Here is an 18769-nt window from a genome sequence, read left to right as displayed (position 1 = left end):
CCTTTATTCACTTAAGTTTTTATCAACTCCACTTCTGCATTCGGCTGAAAAAGATACAACTTTCCCGTAGCCACTTCAATACATTCATATCGCTTTACCCTCCTATTTCTTTTCTGAAACAGTTTACCGTTATAAATTCGGAATATACTACCGTGCGGCAGCTCAAAAACATAGTTTTTTCCTTCCTCTCTTTTATCATATTCTTTTAACGCAATAGACAACCTAGCGTCCGTATCACTACTAGCTCTTGGATTCTTAAAATGATTAGCCAAAAACGGTAATAAATTGGAAGGAAATATTTCTGGCCTAAGAAACGGAAGCATTAGCATCTGAAATGTTCTTTTCCACTCTACCCCATGAGGTTTAATAGCCCGCCCATACTTTTCAAAGGCCACCAAATGCGCTATTTCATGCACTAAGGTAATTAAAAACCGATATTTATTTAAGTTAACATTTACGGTGATTATATGTGAACCGTTTGGCAACTTTCGATAATCTCCGTGACGAGTAACACGTTCATTTACAATTTTTAAATTTACATGATTATCCTTAATAAGCTGAAGGCATAGCCCTACTGCTCTCTCCGGAATATACTTTTCCATTGTTTCCCGCATACGCACAAAATTAGAAATTTTAAGATGGTATAGAAGTTTTAAAAAACATATTATAAAATTTTTCCATAAAGGCATTAAGACTTAACTTCCTCTTAATTAACATCTACGTTGTTAATGTTACTCTTCAATTAAATACTATTTGATTTAAACCAAACCTAAGGCCAATTTAATGTCAGAAAAAAAACTTAGACTGAAACCTATATATATTAAACAACAGTAATAACTGCTAATAAAATCGATAGTGCTATTATTGTGGAAACCAATTTTTATCACTAATAAGGAAAGATATTAGAAGAAGTACAAAATTCCAATTCAATTACCATTTATTAAGGGTTATTTGCTGCTAATTAAAACATATTGTGCATTTTTACAGTTTTATTAACGCTTATTAGACAACTGTTTGTCCTAACTTTGCGGTTTGAAGGACTAGCATTAGGTTATGCATTACACGATGTAGCACCTTACACCTCTGCAACTAAACTTTATCCATAAAACAATACTGTTATCTACGAGATATGAACGATTTAAGAACAACCAACAGACTACTACTAATCATAGTAATCCCTCTTGTTTTTTATTTACTAAAATTACTATCGTTTATCTTTATACCTTTAATTTTTTCCATGTTCATCGCTTTATTGTTTTTACCTCTGATGCGATGGTTAAATAAAAAGAAGGTATCAAAGCCGATCAGCATTTTCTTAGTGGCTCTAATTATTTTATTCGTACTAAAAATTGGAGGCGGTCTATTACAGCTATCTAGTCAAGAACTATTATCTACAGACAACCAATTTTTGCAAAAAGCAGAAAACAAGCTAGAGCTGTTATTTATTAGTCTAGAGGAAAATTTTGGACTTCCCTACTCTCAAGACAAAAACATCCTAAATAATATTTTCCCTCAAGAAAATATGATGAAGAATTTTGGAACTACTTTAGATTTTCTTGGCAATACTATTACCATGATCTTAATGACGGTGTTTTTTGTGGTTTTATGGTTGGCAGAATCTATTAACGTTCAGAAGCTAATGAACAACACCATCTTAAAACAAAAGCACACTTCTGTAAAGACTTTTCTAAAAATAGAAAAAGACCTTATAAAATTTATTAAGGTTAAGTTTTTGATGAGTTTATTTACTGGAATTGGAATTGGACTAGCGTGTTTATTCTTCGATGTTAGCTTCCCAATATTCTGGGGCTTATTTGCCTTTGCCATTAATTTCGTACAAATGGTAGGCTCCTTTGTTTCCGTTATTCTATTAAGTTTATTTGCTTTTGTAGAATTAGAAACCACAAGCACCCTATTATTTTTTATTATTTCAATTTCTGGGGTTCAGGTGCTTTTTGGCTCTATTTTGGAACCAATATTTATGGGGAAATCCTTCTCCATAAACATTATCACCGTACTGGTAGTATTAATGCTTTGGGGCTACATATGGGGAGTTCCAGGGTTAATAATGGCGATACCCATTACCGTATTCTTCAAAATTATACTAGAGCAATTTCCGCAGACCAAGGTTATAGCCAACTTAATTTCTGGAAACGGAGCAACTGTACAACTCCCCAAGCCTAAATCTAAGAAATAAAAAAAGATTCCTTTTAAAGCAAAAGGAATCTTAGGTAGAAGTTAAGGGGTAGAATTAGAAACCTGCAAAAGTTTTCCGTTGTAAAATTTATTCCCATTAAGTGAAAAGTCCTTAATATAGGTTGCCATATCTAGTGGAGTAGTATTCACCTCATAGCCAGGGAAGGCTTCCTGCAGCATTTCTGTCTGCACAGCACCTAACGCCAAAACATTAAAGGCCGGACCACTCACTTTAAATTCTTCGGCCCAAAGTTCTGTAAGCGTAATAACAGCCCCTTTACTAGAACTATAAGCAGAAAGTCCAGGGAATTTAACACTACCCTGCACACCACCCATAGAACTTATGGTCACTACATGTCCGCTTGCCGGCATAAGAGGAATAATCCTCTGGGTAAGTTTTGCCACTCCAATAACATTTACTTTGTAAACCTCTTCAAATTCCTCCATGGAAGTTTCCAAGAAGGGCTTGTTCACTAATTTCCCTGCATTATTTATTAGCACATCTACCTGCTTCCAATTTTTATCTAGGAAAGCATCTAGTTTATTATAGTCTTTGTCTTCAGATAAATCGAACGAAAAACTAGTAATATTTTTATTATTCAATGCTGCAACAGGTGCATTATTCCTAGAAAGCGCCAATACTTGATGCCCCTCATTTGCAAATAATTGAGCTAATTGAAACCCAATACCCCTACTACTCCCTGTTATAATAATATTTGCCATTAGTGATATTTTATTTCTTTGATAGGGGCATTAACAATTCCCTCCAAAACCGGAATCGTTTTATTTACTACGTTTGCCATATGTTTAAAATCCATTAAAGACACCTCATCCCCCACCTGGTGATAATGATCGAAATTGGTAAAATCAAAAGTAGAAAAAGTTTGAGAAGGAATCCCGATTTCAGTATGGAACGGATAATTGTCTGATCGCATAAATAAGTTATACTCTTGGGCAGTTGGTAGAAAACCTACTAAGTTCTCCTTAGCGTACCTATTACTAATTTCTGCTAAATTGGATTTCTCATAGCCTGTAAGATACATCAAGTAATCCTTATCTGGCATTGGTAAACCAATCATCTCAAAATTCAGCATGGTATATAGGTCCAATTGTTCGTTCTTTAACTTATCGGCTAAATGTTTAGCACCTAACAACCCTTTTTCTTCTGCTGAGAATAAAGCAAAAATAATACTTCGCTTATTTGTTCGTGCTTTCCCAAAATAACGTGCAAATTCTAATACTGCGGTTGTACCAGAGGCATTGTCATTTGCTCCATTAGCTATACTATCTCCCGCAACTGGAGGAACAACACCAATATGATCGTAATGCGCTCCAATTACCACAAATTCGTTTTTAAGATTCTTATCTGTTCCCTCCAAATACCCTACTATATTATAGGTAGGCAATTCAAAATTGGATAAAGTATCCTTATAGCTAGAAAAGTAAGGAGAAACGCCGTAGCTCTTCAGCAAATCTTCAATATACTGAGCAGCCTCGTTAATCCCTTCGGTTCCAGCTTCTCTCCCTTTTAAATCATCAGAGGCTAAAAAACTAATAATCTCTTTTACTCCTTCACTAGAACTAAAGGACTTCGAAGAAATATTTTCCTTACTTGCTACGACCTCAGAGCTTTGTCCGACCTCCTTATTCTCATTAGCCCTGGCATCTTTACCAAGAAGTACTGTTTGATCTATTTTGGTTCCACCACATGCCATGGCTAAACCAGCGAACACAATTAGGATGCTATTTTTCATTACAATATTTTTATGCCTAAGTGAACCTTATTAATTCGCCCCTTTTCTTATAAAGTAACAGGAGTTTGAAGTCACCTAGCTATTAATCTTTAAATATAAAAAAAGCATCCTGAAAAACAGAATGCTTTATATCAATTCTAACCTGTAAATATCTCCAATAAAAAAATTGGAATTATTATGCCCAAAGAAACAATGGACAAAAGATATTTATTAGGCAAGCATGGTCACTGGATTTTCCAGGTATGCTCTTAGTGTTTGTAAAAACTGGGCTCCAGTAGCACCGTCAACGGTTCTATGGTCACATGCCAAGGTTACTTTCATTGTGCTTCCTACAACAATCTCCCCGTTTTTCACTACTGGTTTCTCTTCAATTGCACCTACCGACAAAATAGCGGAATTAGGCTGATTGATAATAGAGGTAAACTCAGAAATTCCAAACATTCCAAGATTAGAAACAGTAAAAGTACTCCCTTCCATTTCTGCAGGACTAATTTTTTTGTTTCGTGCCTTACCTGCAAGATCCTTAACAGAAGCTCCTATCTGAGTAAGTGTCATTTGATCTGCAAATTTTAATACAGGAACCAAAAGTCCGTCCTCTACAGCAACTGCCACTCCAATATGCACATGGTGGTTAATACGAGTAGTCTCGTTATTCCAAGTAGTATTTACTTGCGGATGCTTTTTCAATGCCATAGCACAAGCTTTAACTACCATATCATTAAAGGAAACCTTTGTATCTGGAAGACTATTTATTTGCACTCTTGATGCCTTAGCATAATCCATATCCACCTCAATGGTTAGATAATAGTGTGGCGCAGTAAATTTAGACTCTCCTAAACGCTTAGCGATTACCTTACGCATTTGCGAGTTCTTAACTTCTTCTGTCCTCTCTTCACCAACAGGTAAATTAATAGGAGCAGCTGACTTCGCCTTATCTTCCGAAACTACCGATTTCTCAGCAGCCTTTGCTTTTGGCTGATATTCTTCTATATCTCTTTTTATAATTCTTCCCTGATCACCAGTACCTTTTACATCTCTTAGATCTACACCTTTTTCTTCAGCCATTTTCTTGGCCAATGGTGAAGCTAAGATTCGTTGCCCGTCATTAACTGAAGGGGCCTCAGATGCATCAGATGATGAAGTTGCAGCAGGCGCTGATTGCTTAGGTGCTTCTTTAGCAGCCTCTTCCTTTTTAGGAGTAGTCTTACCTCCACTAGCTAAAACAGCATCTACATCTGTACCTTTAGGGCCAATTACGGCAAGAACGGCATCAACAGGAGCAGTCTCTCCTTCTTGAACACCTATATGCAAAAGAACTCCGGCATAAAAGGATTCGAACTCCATAGTAGCCTTATCGGTTTCTATTTCTGCCAATATATCTCCTTCTTCTACCTCATCGCCTACTTGTTTTAACCATGTAGCAACGGTACCTTCTTCCATGGTATCACTAAGACGTGGCATTTTAACAACTTCCACTCCTTCTGGAATTTCAGCAGTAACACCATTATCTTCTTTCTTTTCCTCTTCAGCAGATTCAGCAACTACTTCTTCCTTAGATTCGGTAGAGGAATTAATTAAAGAAGAAATATCTTCCCCTTTTTCCCCGATAATAGCAAGAAGAGAATCTACAGGAGCTGTATCTCCTTCTTCGATACCAATATGCAATAAGACACCCTCGTTAAAGGACTCAAACTCCATAGTGGCCTTATCGGTTTCTATTTCTGCCAATATATCTCCTTCTTCAACCTTGTCGCCTACCTGCTTTAGCCACTTAGCAACAGTACCTTCTTCCATGGTATCGCTAAGTCTTGGCATATTTATTACTTCTGCCATTTACTTATATTTTATGTTGTACAAATGGATAATCCTCTTGTTCGTAAACCACATCATATAATTGGTTGATTGGTGGATATTCCGACTCATCTGCAAATTTCTCACATTCAGTAACCAAATCTTTTACTCTTTTATCAATTGCTTTGATCTCTTCTTCCGTAGCGTAATCATTTTCTTTGATAACATCTAACACTTGAGTAATTGGATCGATCTTCTTGTACTCTTCAACCTCTTCCTTGGTTCTATAACTTTGCGCGTCGGACATTGAGTGACCTCTATAGCGATAAGTTTTCATCTCTAAAAAAGTAGGACCTCCACCTGTTCTTGCACGCTCTATTGCCTTACTCATTTCTTTAGCAACTGTTACTGGATCCATTCCATCTACAGGACCACAAGGCATTTCATATCCAAGTCCAAGTTTCCATATTTCGGTAGAATGTGATGTTCTAGCAACTGAAGTCCCCATAGCATAACCGTTATTCTCACAAACGAAAACTACTGGTAAATTCCAAAGCATTGCCAAGTTAAAGCTTTCGTGCAAAGACCCTTGTCTTACTGCACCGTCCCCCATATAACAAATAGTTACAGAGTCTCGCTTAAAGTACTTGTCTGCAAAGGCCAAACCAGCTCCTAAAGGAATTTGTCCCCCTACAATACCGTGACCTCCGTAAAAACGATGTTCTTTAGAGAAAATATGCATGGATCCTCCCATACCCTTAGAGGTACCGGTAACTTTACCATAAAGCTCAGCCATTACTCTTTTAGGATCTTCCCCCATACCTATCGGCTGAACGTGATTCCTATAAGCGGTAATCATTCTATCCTTGGTTAAATCCATAGCGTGCAGTGCACCAGCTAAAACTGCTTCCTGCCCATTGTACAGATGTAAAAATCCACGAACTTTCTGTTGAATGTACGAGGCAGCTAATTTATCCTCAAATTTCCGCCAGAACAACATGTCCTCATACCACTTAAGGTAGACCTCTTTGGTTATTTTTTCCATTAATCATCAATTTTTGAAGTATATCGTATTATTTAAAAGTCCTGCTTAAAATAAAAACGGAGAACAAAAATACATATATAAATCAATAGGAAAAAAATAATATTTAAAAGGTTTGGTTAAAGAACCCTTTCATTCTATCTCCTACCAACTACAGCATGCTCAAAATACGTTTCTAAATAAGACTTTATCTCCTATTAACCTATCCCAAAAATGTACTATTGAATGCCAAGGGAAGAATATCGGATACGGAATGACATTTAAGCACACTTCCAGTTTCACCGGTCATTAAAATAGCAATAGGCGACTTTTGTTTAATTTCATATTCGGAAATAGACTGACGACAATTACCACAAGGCGCGGCAGGCGTATCCATTACATAATTCTTTGAAGTAGCACTAATAGCTATTGTTACAATAGGAACATCGGGGTATTTTGCTGCAGCATAATAAATAGCCACCCTTTCTGCACATAATCCCGCAGGGTAACAGGCATTCTCTTGATTATTGCCTTGCACTACCTCTCCATTACCTAGTAGAATAGCGGCTCCCACCTCAAATTTTGAATATGGAGAATAGGCTTTTTTACGAGCTTCAATTGCTGCTTCCATTAATTTTGAATCCAATTCCCCCAACTCTTCTTTGGAATCATAAACCATCAATTCAAAAGATATATTCTTTTTTACCATAATGTTCTCCTTACTATATATCATACAAAAATACAGAAAACCTGCTCGAGGGCAGGTTTTCTAAATTTATTAAAATAAAATATTTCTTCGTTAGTCGTTATAGAAATAATCCCCTAAATTAAAAGTTAAAGAAAATCGCAGGGTGTTTTCCAATGGATTTCTCACTTTAGAGGTAGAGAACAAATATGAAAGATCTATTTGAGTAGATTTATATAAGAAACCAGCACCTAAGGTAAAATACTTCCTTGATCCTTTTAAATCACTTTCATTAAAATATCCAGTTCGCAACATAAATGACTCTTGGTATGAATACTCTGCACCTAAAGCCCAAGTAATCTCTTTAAGTTCTTCGCTAAAACCGTCAGGTGCATCCCCGAAGGATTTAAAAACTCCTTCGAAAAAAGAAATTCTCTGATACTCATCATTATCGTCAACATTAATTTCTCCATCCCCATTGAAATCTTGTGGGGTAGGCACCAATAATTTATTAAACTCTGTAGTTAACCCTATTACGTTATCTCTATCTAGTATAAAATCGAATCCTACACCCGCTTTTAAATTAGTGGGTAAGAAATTCTCTTGACCTCCATCATCGTATTTTATCTTTCCTCCTAAGTTAGAAATATTGAATCCAGCTCTCCATCGACCATTAAATTGATCGTAGGCTATTTCTCTAGATCTATAATACCCAGAAACATCAACGGCAAAAGCACTTGCTGCCTTAGAATCTTCCACACCATCACCAGGTAGCTTTAAATTAGAGCTTATATATCGCCCTGCCACGGACATGGAAAAAGTCTGACTTAGTTTTAGTGAATAAGAACCATCAAATGCCACTTCGTTTGGCTTAGCTAGGACACCAGGCTCTCCTGCAGTTTGCCTAAGCACTATTTCACCTAAAGTAAAATAGCGAATTCCGAATGCAAAAGCACTCCTATCATTAATTTTATTATGAAAATTAGCACTAAGCAATGAAATGTCAGTAATAATACTTTCCAAATATGGTGTATAACTGACTCCGAATCCCATTTTTCGTTCAGCAAAGGCAAATTTAGCGGGATTCCATTGTTGGGAAAACGCATCTGTAGAGGTAGCCACCCCAACATCCCCCATTCCAGAAGCTCTAGCATCTGCAGCAATTGTTAAAAAAGGAACAGCGGTCGTTATCACCCTATCTTCCTGTGCAGAAACCTTAAACACCACACAGAATAGACATAGTATTACAAATTTTTTCATTTTATACAGTCTAATTATTGGTTCTCGCAAATCTCTATAATTAAAATTGAATACAATAGAATTTTAGTCCTAATACAATTATTAACGACTATTTTAATATTATCGTGTAAGAATACAGGAATATTTATCAAAATATGTTCATTTCGGGAATAATTCTCATATTTGCCCTCCAAATGCAATTGATAAAAATAATTTTTATATTTTTCGGAAAGAAGTAGCTATTACCCATACTAGATTAGATTATAAGTCGTTATTTATATATGAAACTACGATTGACTACATAAGTTGGGTTGGGATGAAAAAAATTTCGAGTCAGCAAAATATTATACCTCAATTGTCGTTTTATATGCCAAAAGCGTCATAAATTTTATAAAAAATAAGAATTTCAAGCTTCTATTTTAGAGGTTTGGTTTTGAACTCAAGTCCTAATTATGAAAAAAGAATTCATCAAAGTTGTACTCTCTTGTGCTATTGTAGCGGGTGGTTTTACAAGTTGTAAAAACTCTTCGTCCAAGAACGTCTCAAGAGCCACAGGCTGGAAAATAAACGCTAAGGAGGGGGGATTTCAGTATAATTCAGACTTCAAGGAACAGGAAACCGCTCCTGGCCTAGTATTTATAGAAGGCGGAACCTTTACCAAAGGTCAGGTTCAAGATGATGTGATGAAGGATTGGAACAATACCCCTACTCAACAACACGTACAATCATTTTACATGGATGAGACAGAGGTAACCAATGTAATGTACCTAGAGTATCTAGATTACCTTAAAAGCGTTTATCCTCCTGAAGATCCAAGATACGTTCATATATATACAGGAGCATTACCCGATACCTTAGTATGGAGAAACAGATTGGGCTTTAATGAAACTATGACCAATAATTACCTAAGACACCCAGCCTATGCAGAATATCCTGTGGTTGGAGTGAATTGGATTCAAGCTACACAATTTGCTGCTTGGAGAACAGATCGTGTAAACGAAATAATGTTAGAGAGAGAAGGATTTCTTTCCAAAGACGCAAAATACAAAGTGGTATCCGGAGATATCGAAGGTGGATTTAGTACGGAAGCCTATTTAAACAGACCAGAATCTGTTTACAACGGACAAATTGATTCTCTACAAGGAAAGCGTAAAAAAGATTCTGTACCTGCATATGCAAAACGCAGTAGCGGAGTAATATTACCAGAATACAGACTACCTACCGAAACCGAATGGGAATATGCCGCTCAGGCTCAAATAGGCAGCAGAGAATATAACAATTATAGAGGTCGTAAAAAATATCCTTGGGATGGTAATTACACAAGAAACGGACAGCGCGTAGGCCGAGGTGACCAGCTAGCTAACTTTAAGCAAGGAAAAGGAGATTACGGCGGAATTGCTGGATGGTCTGATGACGGTGCCGATATTACAGCAGAAGTAAAGTCCTACAAACCTAATGATTTTGGACTATATGATATGGCTGGAAACGTGGCCGAGTGGGTTGCCGATGTATATAGACCTATTGTAGATGACGAAATAAGTGATTTTAACTACTTCAGAGGTAACGTTTATATGAAAACTGCCATTGGGCCCGATGGAAAAGTTAAGGTTATTAGGGATTCTATAGTCTACGACACCCTTCCAAACGGAAAAATAATGGCAATTAATTTACCAGGAGAAATTAAAATGGTACCTGTAGGACCTGAAGAAACCTTTTTAAGAACCAATTTCACCAAAAGCGACAATCGTAGCTATAGAGATGGAGAACCAGGATCTTCACGTTTTTACGACAGATTTAATTCTGGAGATCAAGAAGAAGATGATTCAAAGAAGATGTACAACGCACCCGTTAACAAGGTTAAAGTGAATGAAGAAGGGGATCTAGTAAGAGCTTACGACACTTCTAACAACAGAACCACTTTAATTAACGACGAAGTTAGAGTTTACAAAGGTGGATCATGGAGAGATAGAGCCTACTGGTTAGACCCTGCCCAAAGAAGATACATGCCACAATATATGGCAACAGATTATATTGGGTTTAGATGCGCTATGTCTAGAGTAGGATCCAAATCTAAGACTAAAAATAAGACGCCTAGAGGCAAGAGATCAAGATAACTTTTCACTGAAAATTATTATAAAAAAAGCCCTTTTCTTAAAAGGGCTTATTTTATCTTCGACCTATGACAATAGCACAACTACACTCAGTGTTTTTAAGGTTTCCCGTTATTTGCACGGACACCAGAAAAATTACAGAAAACTGTCTATTCTTCGCGCTAAAGGGCGATAATTTTGACGGCAACAACTATGCACTAGAGGCTTTAAAAAAAGGAGCGTCACATGTAATTGTAGACGATCAAAAATTAGAGAATACCGAAGAATCCGTCATACTAGTTAATAATGTATTAGAAACCCTACAACAGCTAGCCAAATACCATAGGCTATACTGCAAAGCAAAAATAATAGGGCTTACTGGTAGCAACGGAAAAACAACAACAAAGGAACTTGTCACTGCTGTCCTTTCAAAAAAATATCGAACAATTGCTACCAAAGGTAACTTCAACAACCACATTGGAGTCCCCCTTACCCTACTTTCTATAACTCCCGACACGGAATTTGCCATTGTGGAAATGGGGGCAAACCACCCTAAAGAAATCGCTTTCCTATGCGAATTAGCCTTACCAGATTATGGATATATCACCAATTTTGGAAAGGCTCATTTAGAAGGATTTGGAAGCGAAGAGGGAGTTATAAAAGCGAAAAGCGAACTATACGACTTTCTTATAGCAAATAATAAATTTATCTTTTTTAATGCCGACGATCCAAAGCAAGTAAGCAAACTTGTTGCAATTAAAAATAAATTAGGGTTTAGTCACCAACAACAATCACATTTATCCTTAAAATTTCTAGGCGCCAATCCTTATGTGACTATAAAATTCCAAGAAGTCCAAATAGAAAGCAAGCTAGTAGGCAGCTACAACTTTACCAATTGCAGTGCTGCGGTAACGATTGGGAATTATTTTAATGTACCTACATTAGTCATTAAAGAGGCAATTGAGAACTACATTCCTAATAACAACCGGTCACAAATCATAGATAAAAACAATTCTAAGATTATCCTAGACGCGTATAATGCAAACCCTACAAGTATGAGAGCAGCTTTGGAAAACTTCAGAGAATTGAAGGCCGATAAAAAAATTGCATTTTTGGGTGATATGTTCGAATTAGGTGCTTCTGCAGAAAAAGAACACCAAGATATTGCAGATCTAGCTAGTAAAATGGGTTTTGATGAAGTAATACTAATAGGAGAAAACTTTTACAAGACAAATACCGATTTCCTCAAGTACGCAACATTTAATGGGCTAGAGCAGGATATAAAAAATATCCACACTAAGGATGCTACTATTTTAATAAAGGGATCTAGAGGAATGGCTTTGGAAAGACTGGTAGACTTCTTCTAAGAATCACCTAAACGGAACTCTTTGTTTTGTGGGACATACTGGATTCGAACCAGTGACCTCTGCCCTGTCAAGGCAGCGCTCTAAACCAACTGAGCTAATACCCCATTTCACCTTAAAAGAGGTGAATAAATTACAGGACAAACTTACATCAATTTAAAATAAGAGTCCAAAAAAATTATGAAGAAGTTTTATAAAAGGCATGTATTTACAGCGAGCTTTAAATACATGCCTTTTCTATATTAAGATTTCCCAAAAGTAAAGACTTCTGAGGGTGTTCTAGCCTCTTTTAGTATTTTTTCCATCTCCGCAACAATCTCGGGATGATCTTCTGCAATATTATGCTCCTCCCCTATATCATTGGCTAAATTATATAATTCAATTTTTGCCTCAGGGTTTCTCAACACATTATATTTTACTCCTTTCCAATCCCCCATTCTAACAGCCTGTCTTCCTCCAAGTTCATGAAACTCCCAATACAAATATTTATGTTCTTTCTGTTTTGCCTCTTCCCCAAGTAGCGTAGGCAAAAACGAAACTCCGTCTAAATCTTCTATTTTATCTCCCCCTAAAAGGTCTACTAAAGTTGGAAAAACATCCCAAAATGCAGAAACATGAGCTGTTTCAACCCCCTCTTTTATAACATTTGGCCATTTTATTACCATTGGCACACGGATACCACCTTCGTACAGATCGCGCTTATACCCTTTAAGGTTTCCATTACTATTAAAATAATCAGGGTCTGCACCACCCTCTTTGTGTGGACCATTGTCCGAAGTAAATATAATAATGGTATTGTCTGCAATTCCAAGTTCTTCTACCTTTTCAACAATCTCACCCACATGCTTATCTAATAGACGAACCATGCCAACAAATGCAGCGTGCGGTTCTGGCTGAGAAGCGTAACCCCCATTTTTATAACTAGGACCACTATCTACCCCCTTATAAGGCTTTTCGGGTTCAAATTTACCACTGTACTGTTTGTGAATCTCATCTGGAACCACCAATTCAGCATGCGGAATAATAGTAGGAACATATGCAAAGAAAGGTCTATCCTTATTCTCTTCTATAAATTGAAGCGTCTTCTCATGGATAAGACTAGGAGCATAGTCCCCTCTATTCTGTCCCGAATTACCTGGCAACACTATAGAGTCTTGATTAGACCACAAATGGTAGGGATAATAATTATGACCAATTCTCTGACAGTTAAAACCATAGAAGGTATCAAAACCTTGAAAATTAGGATCTCCTTCAGACCCTGGGTACCCAAGTCCCCACTTCCCAAACGCTCCAGTTGTATACCCTGCTTCTTTGAGAAATTCGGCAATCGTATAAGTTTCATCGGGTATAGGATATTGCCCCTCTGGCTGAATTTCATAATTCCCCCTCACTACAGTATGCCCAGTATGCATACCTGTCATTAATGCTGATCTAGAAGGCGCACAAACCGTACTACCAGAATAATGCTGTGTAAACAACATACCTTTCGCTGCCAACTTATCTATATTAGGAGTAGTAAATTTCTCTTGCCCCATAACACTAAGGTCTCCATAACCTAAATCATCAGCCAGGATATAAATAATATTAGGCTTTCCTTTTGATGCTGACAAATCTTGATCGACATCTTCAACATTAGATGAAGATGATTTCCCGTTGGTTTTACAAGAAACAATGCAGAAACAACTGAGCATTAAAAGCCCTAAACGATAAATTACATGCATAATACAAACAAGTTTAAATAAATAAAGGCCGCTAATATTTAACTGCCCGAAAATGTTAATTCTCAAAAATATACAATCTATAATATTTTAGTTGTTTTAAGGCAAAAATAAATACCGTTTTTTATTTCTCAATATCAGCCTACAAAATGTAATACATAGCATTACACTCCCAAAGATAACCAAAGTAATTTCTGGATTTTGATCAATTTCCTAATAGCAAAACACCAATCATAAATGAAAGCTTACCACTTATACATTTTAACTATTAATAACCAGACATCCTCTCTATGTTTATTTTAAAAAATAAAGGAAACAGTTAAAGAATCTCCGTTGAACAGGAGTGATTTCTGCATTTTTCTCACAATTAAGCAATATTAATAGTTAATGGCATAAAAATTGCAATTGGTTGTTTTATAAAATTTGTCCATTCATCTTAAATCAAGACAGCATGTCACAGATTACCTATTTTATTTTGTTTTTGAATCTTATTTTTGCAGGTGGAATTATATTATTTATTCTTCATGAAATGTTTTTTTCCAAAAAGAATGATTAATTGCAATCAACCCCTTCTTTTTCCTTAAAAAAGTTTAGCAAAAAGCTATAATATTCCATAAAACACATTGATCCACTTCCCTATTCTATACGGAAGTAAAATTTAGGTTGTTCTTTTCTTAATTATATAATATTAAAAAATAGCTCTGGTAAATTATCACTATATTCACACTACATATAGTCAACTCATTATGAATGGTTTCAATGTTAATTTACCTGCAGAAATTATAATAAAAAGAAAAATTACATTTGCTTTTTTAGTTTTTCTCTATACAAGCAGCTACGGTCAAAAAGTGATAATTGACTCGATATTAAACAACCAAGAAAGTTTTTATTATTTAGACTCCAAAGACTACCCGGCCGGGGACCGCTCACTTCCCATCGGCATATTCGATTCAGGAATTGGAGGACTTACCGTTTTAGATGCTATTGTTAATTACGATAAACACAACAATAATACTATGAACCCAGGTAAGGATGGGGTTATAGATTTTAAAAAGGAGCGTTTTATTTATTTGGCAGACCAAGCTAATATGCCCTACGGAAATTATTCAGCCGAGAACAAAGATGGTTTATTGCGAGAACACATTATAAAAGATGTTCAGTTTATCCTTGGGAATAAGTATTACACTTCCCGCACCTCCCTTCATCCAGAAATAAACAAATCACCTATAAAAGCATTAGTAATCGCTTGTAACACCGCAACTGCTTACGGAAAAGAGAGTATTGAAGAATTTATTAAGGAAGCTAATCTAGATATTAAAGTTATTGGTGTTATAGACGCGGGAGTTAGGGGTGCTTTAGATAATTTATCAAAAGAGGAGGATGCTACAATTGCTGTAATGGCCACCGTAGGAACGGTTACCTCTAAAGGATACGTAAACACACTTAATGAGCAATTAAACATACTAGGTTACAGTGGCAATATACAAGTGTTTCAACAAGGAGGCCTAGGGATTGCCGAAGCGGTAGATGAAGATACGGCCTATTTTGATACTAGCCTGAGCACACCAAGAGACAACTATAAAGGCCCAAGCATAAATGGCAATAATAAGATAGATAAAACACTTTTGGACATTTACAATTTTGATTTCACCAATAACAAAATGCTCTGTGATACCGAGAACAGGGACGACTGCCAAGTACTACAAATTAATGATGCAGAAAATTATGTGCGTTTCCATCTTGTTTCCTTACTCGAAAAAATAAGAATCGCACAAGTAAAAGCACCGTTAAAGTCCATCATTTTAGGCTGCACACATTATCCCTATCTAATAAAGGAAATAAAAGATGTTTTAGATGAACTTTACCATTATAAGAACAAAGATGGTTCCTACCGGTACCAGCCTTTTATGCAAAAAGAAATTACTTTAATTGACCCTGCAGAAAATACCGCTAAGGAACTTTTTGAACACTTAAAAGAAGCTAACCTCTTTGTGGAGAATGGTAGTATTTATGAAAGTGAATTCTTTATTAGCGTGCCTAACGTAACAAACCCTGATATAGAATTAGATAAAAATGGCGATTTTACGTATAACTATAAGTACGGGAGAAATGTAGATGAAATTCAAGAGTATATTAAAGTAGTCCCTTTTAGCAATAAGACGATATCAAAAGACATCCTATTAAGATTAGAGAATCAATTACCATTTACCTACAGTCTTATTAAAAGCTTTAACGAGAACAGCACAAAAATCAGGAAATAATAAATGACGATAAGGTTTAGTGAGGTTTTCCCTTTCCCAATTAAACAAAACGGCTATAAAGTTAAAGCGACAAATCTTTCTGAAGTTGAAAAGAAGTTAATAGTGTATTTGAATAAGGGCGGTTGACGCTTTATACACCATCTACAGTGATTATAATCTAATATAAAACTCCATTGTTTCATTAATTCTTCTTTTGCTGACGCATGGCTTTCATTTGCGCAAACAACTCTTTAAACAAACCTCTTGCCACCACTAATTTCATGATTTCATTGGTTCCTGCATAAATTCGTGCCACACGATTATCGGCATACATTCTTGCTATGGGATATTCCCACATATACCCATAACCACCAAATAGTTGCAAACATTCGTCCACCACTTTACTATGCATATCTGTGGCTGAAAATTTGGCCATAGAAGCACTTTCTGAAGATAGTTTATCCTGAGATAAATCTTCTGTACAACGGTCTACAAAGGCTTGATGAATTTGTAATTGTGCTGCGGCTTCTGCTAGTTTAAACTGGGTGTTTTGAAACCCTGCAATTGGTTGCTTAAAAGCGGTTCTTGTAGAAGTATAACTAATGGTGTCTTCAATAGCCCCTTCTGCACCACCAATTGCCGTTAAAGCTACAGACAGCCGTTCTCGCGCTAACTCCGTCATCATAATAGTGAAACCTTGACCTTCTTTTCCCAATAGATTCTCTTTAGGCACTTTTACATTATCAAAAAATAGCTCACAAGTATCTTGTGCTTTCATTCCTATTTTTTTGAAAGGCACCCCTTTTTCAAATCCATCCCATTTACTTTCCATAATTAATAAGGAAACGCCTTCCTTGGAAGAACCAGTATTTGTTTTTACAGCAACAATGGCCATATCACATAAATAACCATTAGTTATAAATGTCTTTTGTCCGTTTACAAGATAATAATCCCCTTTATCTTCCGCTTTTGTACGGATAGCTTGTAAATCTGACCCACAATTAGGCTCTGTCATTCCAATTGCAGTAATCAATTCTCCGGTAGCCATACGGGGTAGATATTTCTTTTTTTGATCATCTGTCCCCCATTTAATGAGGTAAGGCGCAACAATATCGGAGTGTAAAGAGAAACCAGGTCCGCTAATACCCTTTTTCGCTAATTCTTCAATAAACAACGCACTAAAACTAAAATCGAGTCCAGCTCCCCCATATACATCTGGCATATCTATACAAAGCAAGCCCAACTCTCCTGCCCTTTTCCATATATCCCTACTTACCATACCCTCCTTTTCCCATGATTCCACTTGAGATGATATCTCGTTTTTAATAAAATCTTGAATCATCCCTTGCATCATTTTATGTTCTTGTGATGCATATATTTTACGTTCTAATAATACGTTTTGTAACATGGCTACTGGTTTTTGTTGTTAATTATAATGTGATCAACCCGACCAACACAACATTAATTCTTATTAAAAAGCATGGTTGTTTTCTGGTTTTTCAATGCCCCTTAAAAGAGATATAGCTAACTGGCAGAGGGATCCATACCTATACGCGAACCCCACTTCCTAGTCTTTATTTTTTTGTACCCCTATATTTAAGAAATAGCTCCTTCGGTAACAACTATAAATCCTAGTCCTGAGATAAAGACCGTGTTTGCATTCTAGGCTTATTTAACACCCTATTTTCTAGGCACTTACAGGAATCGACAATCACTCTTCTCAAAGAAATTTACGGCAATCATTTGGATATGCATAGAATCTTATACTTTGTTTTAATATACACTCTTTATAAGAACGTGGGATTTCCTTTTCTTAACATTGCGATTCCCTTATCAATATACTTTCGGAAATCACGCAAAAGGAAAAATTCCCGGTAATGATTCACAACAATATGAACATTTGGTGTTTTAGGTATAGTAGAGCTATTACTGACACCTATCACACTAAAAATAATGCTTTTTCAATCAACAACCTGAAAGTTGGCAGTACTGATAATATATGATGATAAAATAAATAGAGGAAATGTACCCAGTTTTAAGAGAAAGAAAAACTGAATTGGACACCATGCTAAATCTTGTTATTATTATAAAAAAGATAGAGCTGATTGAAGCAAGGCAGATTAGGGAATGTGATGGTGATTATATTTGTAAGCCTGACAAAAAGGAATTAACCATCAAATAATTGATTCAAAATCTACCTCTTTAGGGCAACTCAACTATTTGCATAAATAATCAAATACCCAAAAATTGGACTTGATCCGACTCTTTCTTCGTCTCTTAGCGCGCAAAAAAACATCAGGAAATCGAGTAGGAAGCTAGGGATTATTTCCCTAGCTGTCCTCTCACACCAAAGTACTGTGGTAAAAAACAAGTAAAAAAGCATTAACTTTTCACTAAAGTACTTCTGTAAGTATCTTCATATATTAACCCTGATTTTGCAATAGCAAAGGCCTGTTTCAATAGTTTATTACACACCGCTATTAACGCTAGTTTTTTGCTCTTTCCTTTGGCCACAAGTCGCTCATAAATATCTCTACAAGCCTTATTATATTTACAGGCATTAAAACTGCACATAAATAATAAATCACGAAGTTTTTGATTGCCCATTTTACTTATGCGAGGGCGCCCTTTTACACTGCTACCACTTTGTCTAATTATAGGCGTTAATCCA

The 18769-nt window shown here is 36.2% G+C and carries 15 protein-coding genes and 1 tRNA gene; 5 read left to right on the top strand and 11 right to left on the bottom strand.

Going from position 1 to position 18769, the window contains the following annotated elements:
* Window positions 1-11: 11 nt before the first annotated feature.
* Window positions 12-614, bottom strand: coding sequence for a SprT-like domain-containing protein (locus H344_RS0108815; RefSeq protein WP_026809981.1), 603 nt, complete (start codon window positions 612-614; stop codon window positions 12-14).
* A gap of 515 nt (window positions 615-1129) precedes the next feature.
* Here H344_RS0108815 and H344_RS19950 point away from each other — a divergent pair.
* Window positions 1130-2197 carry an AI-2E family transporter gene (locus H344_RS19950; protein ID WP_051254231.1) on the top strand — a complete coding sequence of 356 codons (1068 nt, stop codon included), beginning with the start codon at window positions 1130-1132 and terminating at the stop codon, window positions 2195-2197.
* Between the two features lie 41 nt (window positions 2198-2238).
* Here the strand turns inward: H344_RS19950 and H344_RS0108805 are convergent, their stop codons facing one another.
* The 6 genes from H344_RS0108805 to porV form a co-directional block, all read right to left on the bottom strand.
* Window positions 2239-2919 (bottom strand): SDR family NAD(P)-dependent oxidoreductase, encoded by a 681-nt coding sequence (locus H344_RS0108805; RefSeq protein WP_026809980.1) that lies wholly within the window; start codon window positions 2917-2919, stop codon window positions 2239-2241.
* Complete coding sequence (locus tag H344_RS0108800; protein WP_034256364.1) at window positions 2919-3950, bottom strand: M28 family metallopeptidase; 1032 nt, start codon at window positions 3948-3950, stop codon at window positions 2919-2921. The genes H344_RS0108805 and H344_RS0108800 overlap by 1 nt, the downstream gene beginning before the upstream one ends.
* Before the next feature lie 210 nt (window positions 3951-4160).
* Entirely contained in the window at window positions 4161-5783 is a 1623-nt protein-coding gene (locus H344_RS0108795; RefSeq protein ID WP_026809978.1) for a pyruvate dehydrogenase complex dihydrolipoamide acetyltransferase, read from the bottom strand.
* Between the two features lie 4 nt (window positions 5784-5787).
* On the bottom strand, window positions 5788-6786 hold the full coding sequence (gene pdhA, locus H344_RS0108790) for a pyruvate dehydrogenase (acetyl-transferring) E1 component subunit alpha (protein ID WP_026809977.1): 999 nt from the start codon (window positions 6784-6786) through the stop codon (window positions 5788-5790).
* Window positions 6787-6985: 199 nt separating this feature from the next.
* Entirely contained in the window at window positions 6986-7471 is a 486-nt protein-coding gene (cdd, locus tag H344_RS0108785) for a cytidine deaminase (protein WP_026809976.1), read from the bottom strand.
* A gap of 90 nt (window positions 7472-7561) precedes the next feature.
* Window positions 7562-8707 (bottom strand): type IX secretion system outer membrane channel protein PorV, encoded by a 1146-nt coding sequence (porV, locus tag H344_RS0108780; RefSeq protein ID WP_026809975.1) that lies wholly within the window; start codon window positions 8705-8707, stop codon window positions 7562-7564.
* Window positions 8708-9138: 431 nt separating this feature from the next.
* Between porV and gldJ the strand changes: the two genes are divergently transcribed.
* Together gldJ and H344_RS0108770 are read left to right on the top strand one after the other, a co-directional pair.
* Window positions 9139-10800: a gliding motility lipoprotein GldJ gene (gene gldJ / locus H344_RS0108775; RefSeq protein ID WP_026809974.1), complete on the top strand. Its 1662-nt coding sequence runs from the start codon at window positions 9139-9141 to the stop codon at window positions 10798-10800.
* Between the two features lie 65 nt (window positions 10801-10865).
* Window positions 10866-12143 (top strand): UDP-N-acetylmuramoyl-tripeptide--D-alanyl-D-alanine ligase, encoded by a 1278-nt coding sequence (locus H344_RS0108770; protein ID WP_026809973.1) that lies wholly within the window; start codon window positions 10866-10868, stop codon window positions 12141-12143.
* Window positions 12144-12172: 29 nt separating this feature from the next.
* Here the strand turns inward: H344_RS0108770 and H344_RS0108765 are convergent.
* Window positions 12173-12247: transfer RNA gene (locus tag H344_RS0108765), tRNA-Val, on the bottom strand.
* Window positions 12248-12382: 135 nt separating this feature from the next.
* Entirely contained in the window at window positions 12383-13861 is a 1479-nt protein-coding gene (locus tag H344_RS0108760) for an arylsulfatase (RefSeq protein WP_026809972.1), read from the bottom strand.
* Between the two features lie 743 nt (window positions 13862-14604).
* On the opposite strand from H344_RS0108760, the gene H344_RS19945 reads away from it, so the two are divergent.
* A complete protein-coding gene (locus H344_RS19945) occupies window positions 14605-16119 on the top strand; it encodes a glutamate racemase (RefSeq protein ID WP_051254229.1) in 1515 nt (504 codons plus the stop codon).
* Window positions 16120-16300: 181 nt separating this feature from the next.
* On the opposite strand, the gene H344_RS0108740 is transcribed toward H344_RS19945, so the two are convergent.
* Window positions 16301-17506 carry an acyl-CoA dehydrogenase family protein gene (locus tag H344_RS0108740; protein WP_026809971.1) on the bottom strand — a complete coding sequence of 402 codons (1206 nt, stop codon included), beginning with the start codon at window positions 17504-17506 and terminating at the stop codon, window positions 16301-16303.
* Between the two features lie 615 nt (window positions 17507-18121).
* Between H344_RS0108740 and H344_RS21675 the strand changes: the two genes are divergently transcribed.
* Window positions 18122-18280: a hypothetical protein gene (locus H344_RS21675; RefSeq protein WP_157378209.1), complete on the top strand. Its 159-nt coding sequence runs from the start codon at window positions 18122-18124 to the stop codon at window positions 18278-18280.
* 200 nt (window positions 18281-18480) lie between these two features.
* Here H344_RS21675 and H344_RS0108730 read toward each other — a convergent pair.
* The coding region (locus H344_RS0108730; RefSeq protein ID WP_026809970.1) for a transposase at window positions 18481-18769 on the bottom strand (289 nt) is incomplete at its 5' end.

It is taken from the genome of Arenibacter latericius DSM 15913 (assembly GCF_000424985.1).
GTDB lineage: Bacteria > Bacteroidota > Bacteroidia > Flavobacteriales > Flavobacteriaceae > Arenibacter > Arenibacter latericius.
The sequence above is the reverse complement of the archived record's forward strand: the minus strand, read 5'-3'. Positions and strand labels throughout refer to the sequence as shown.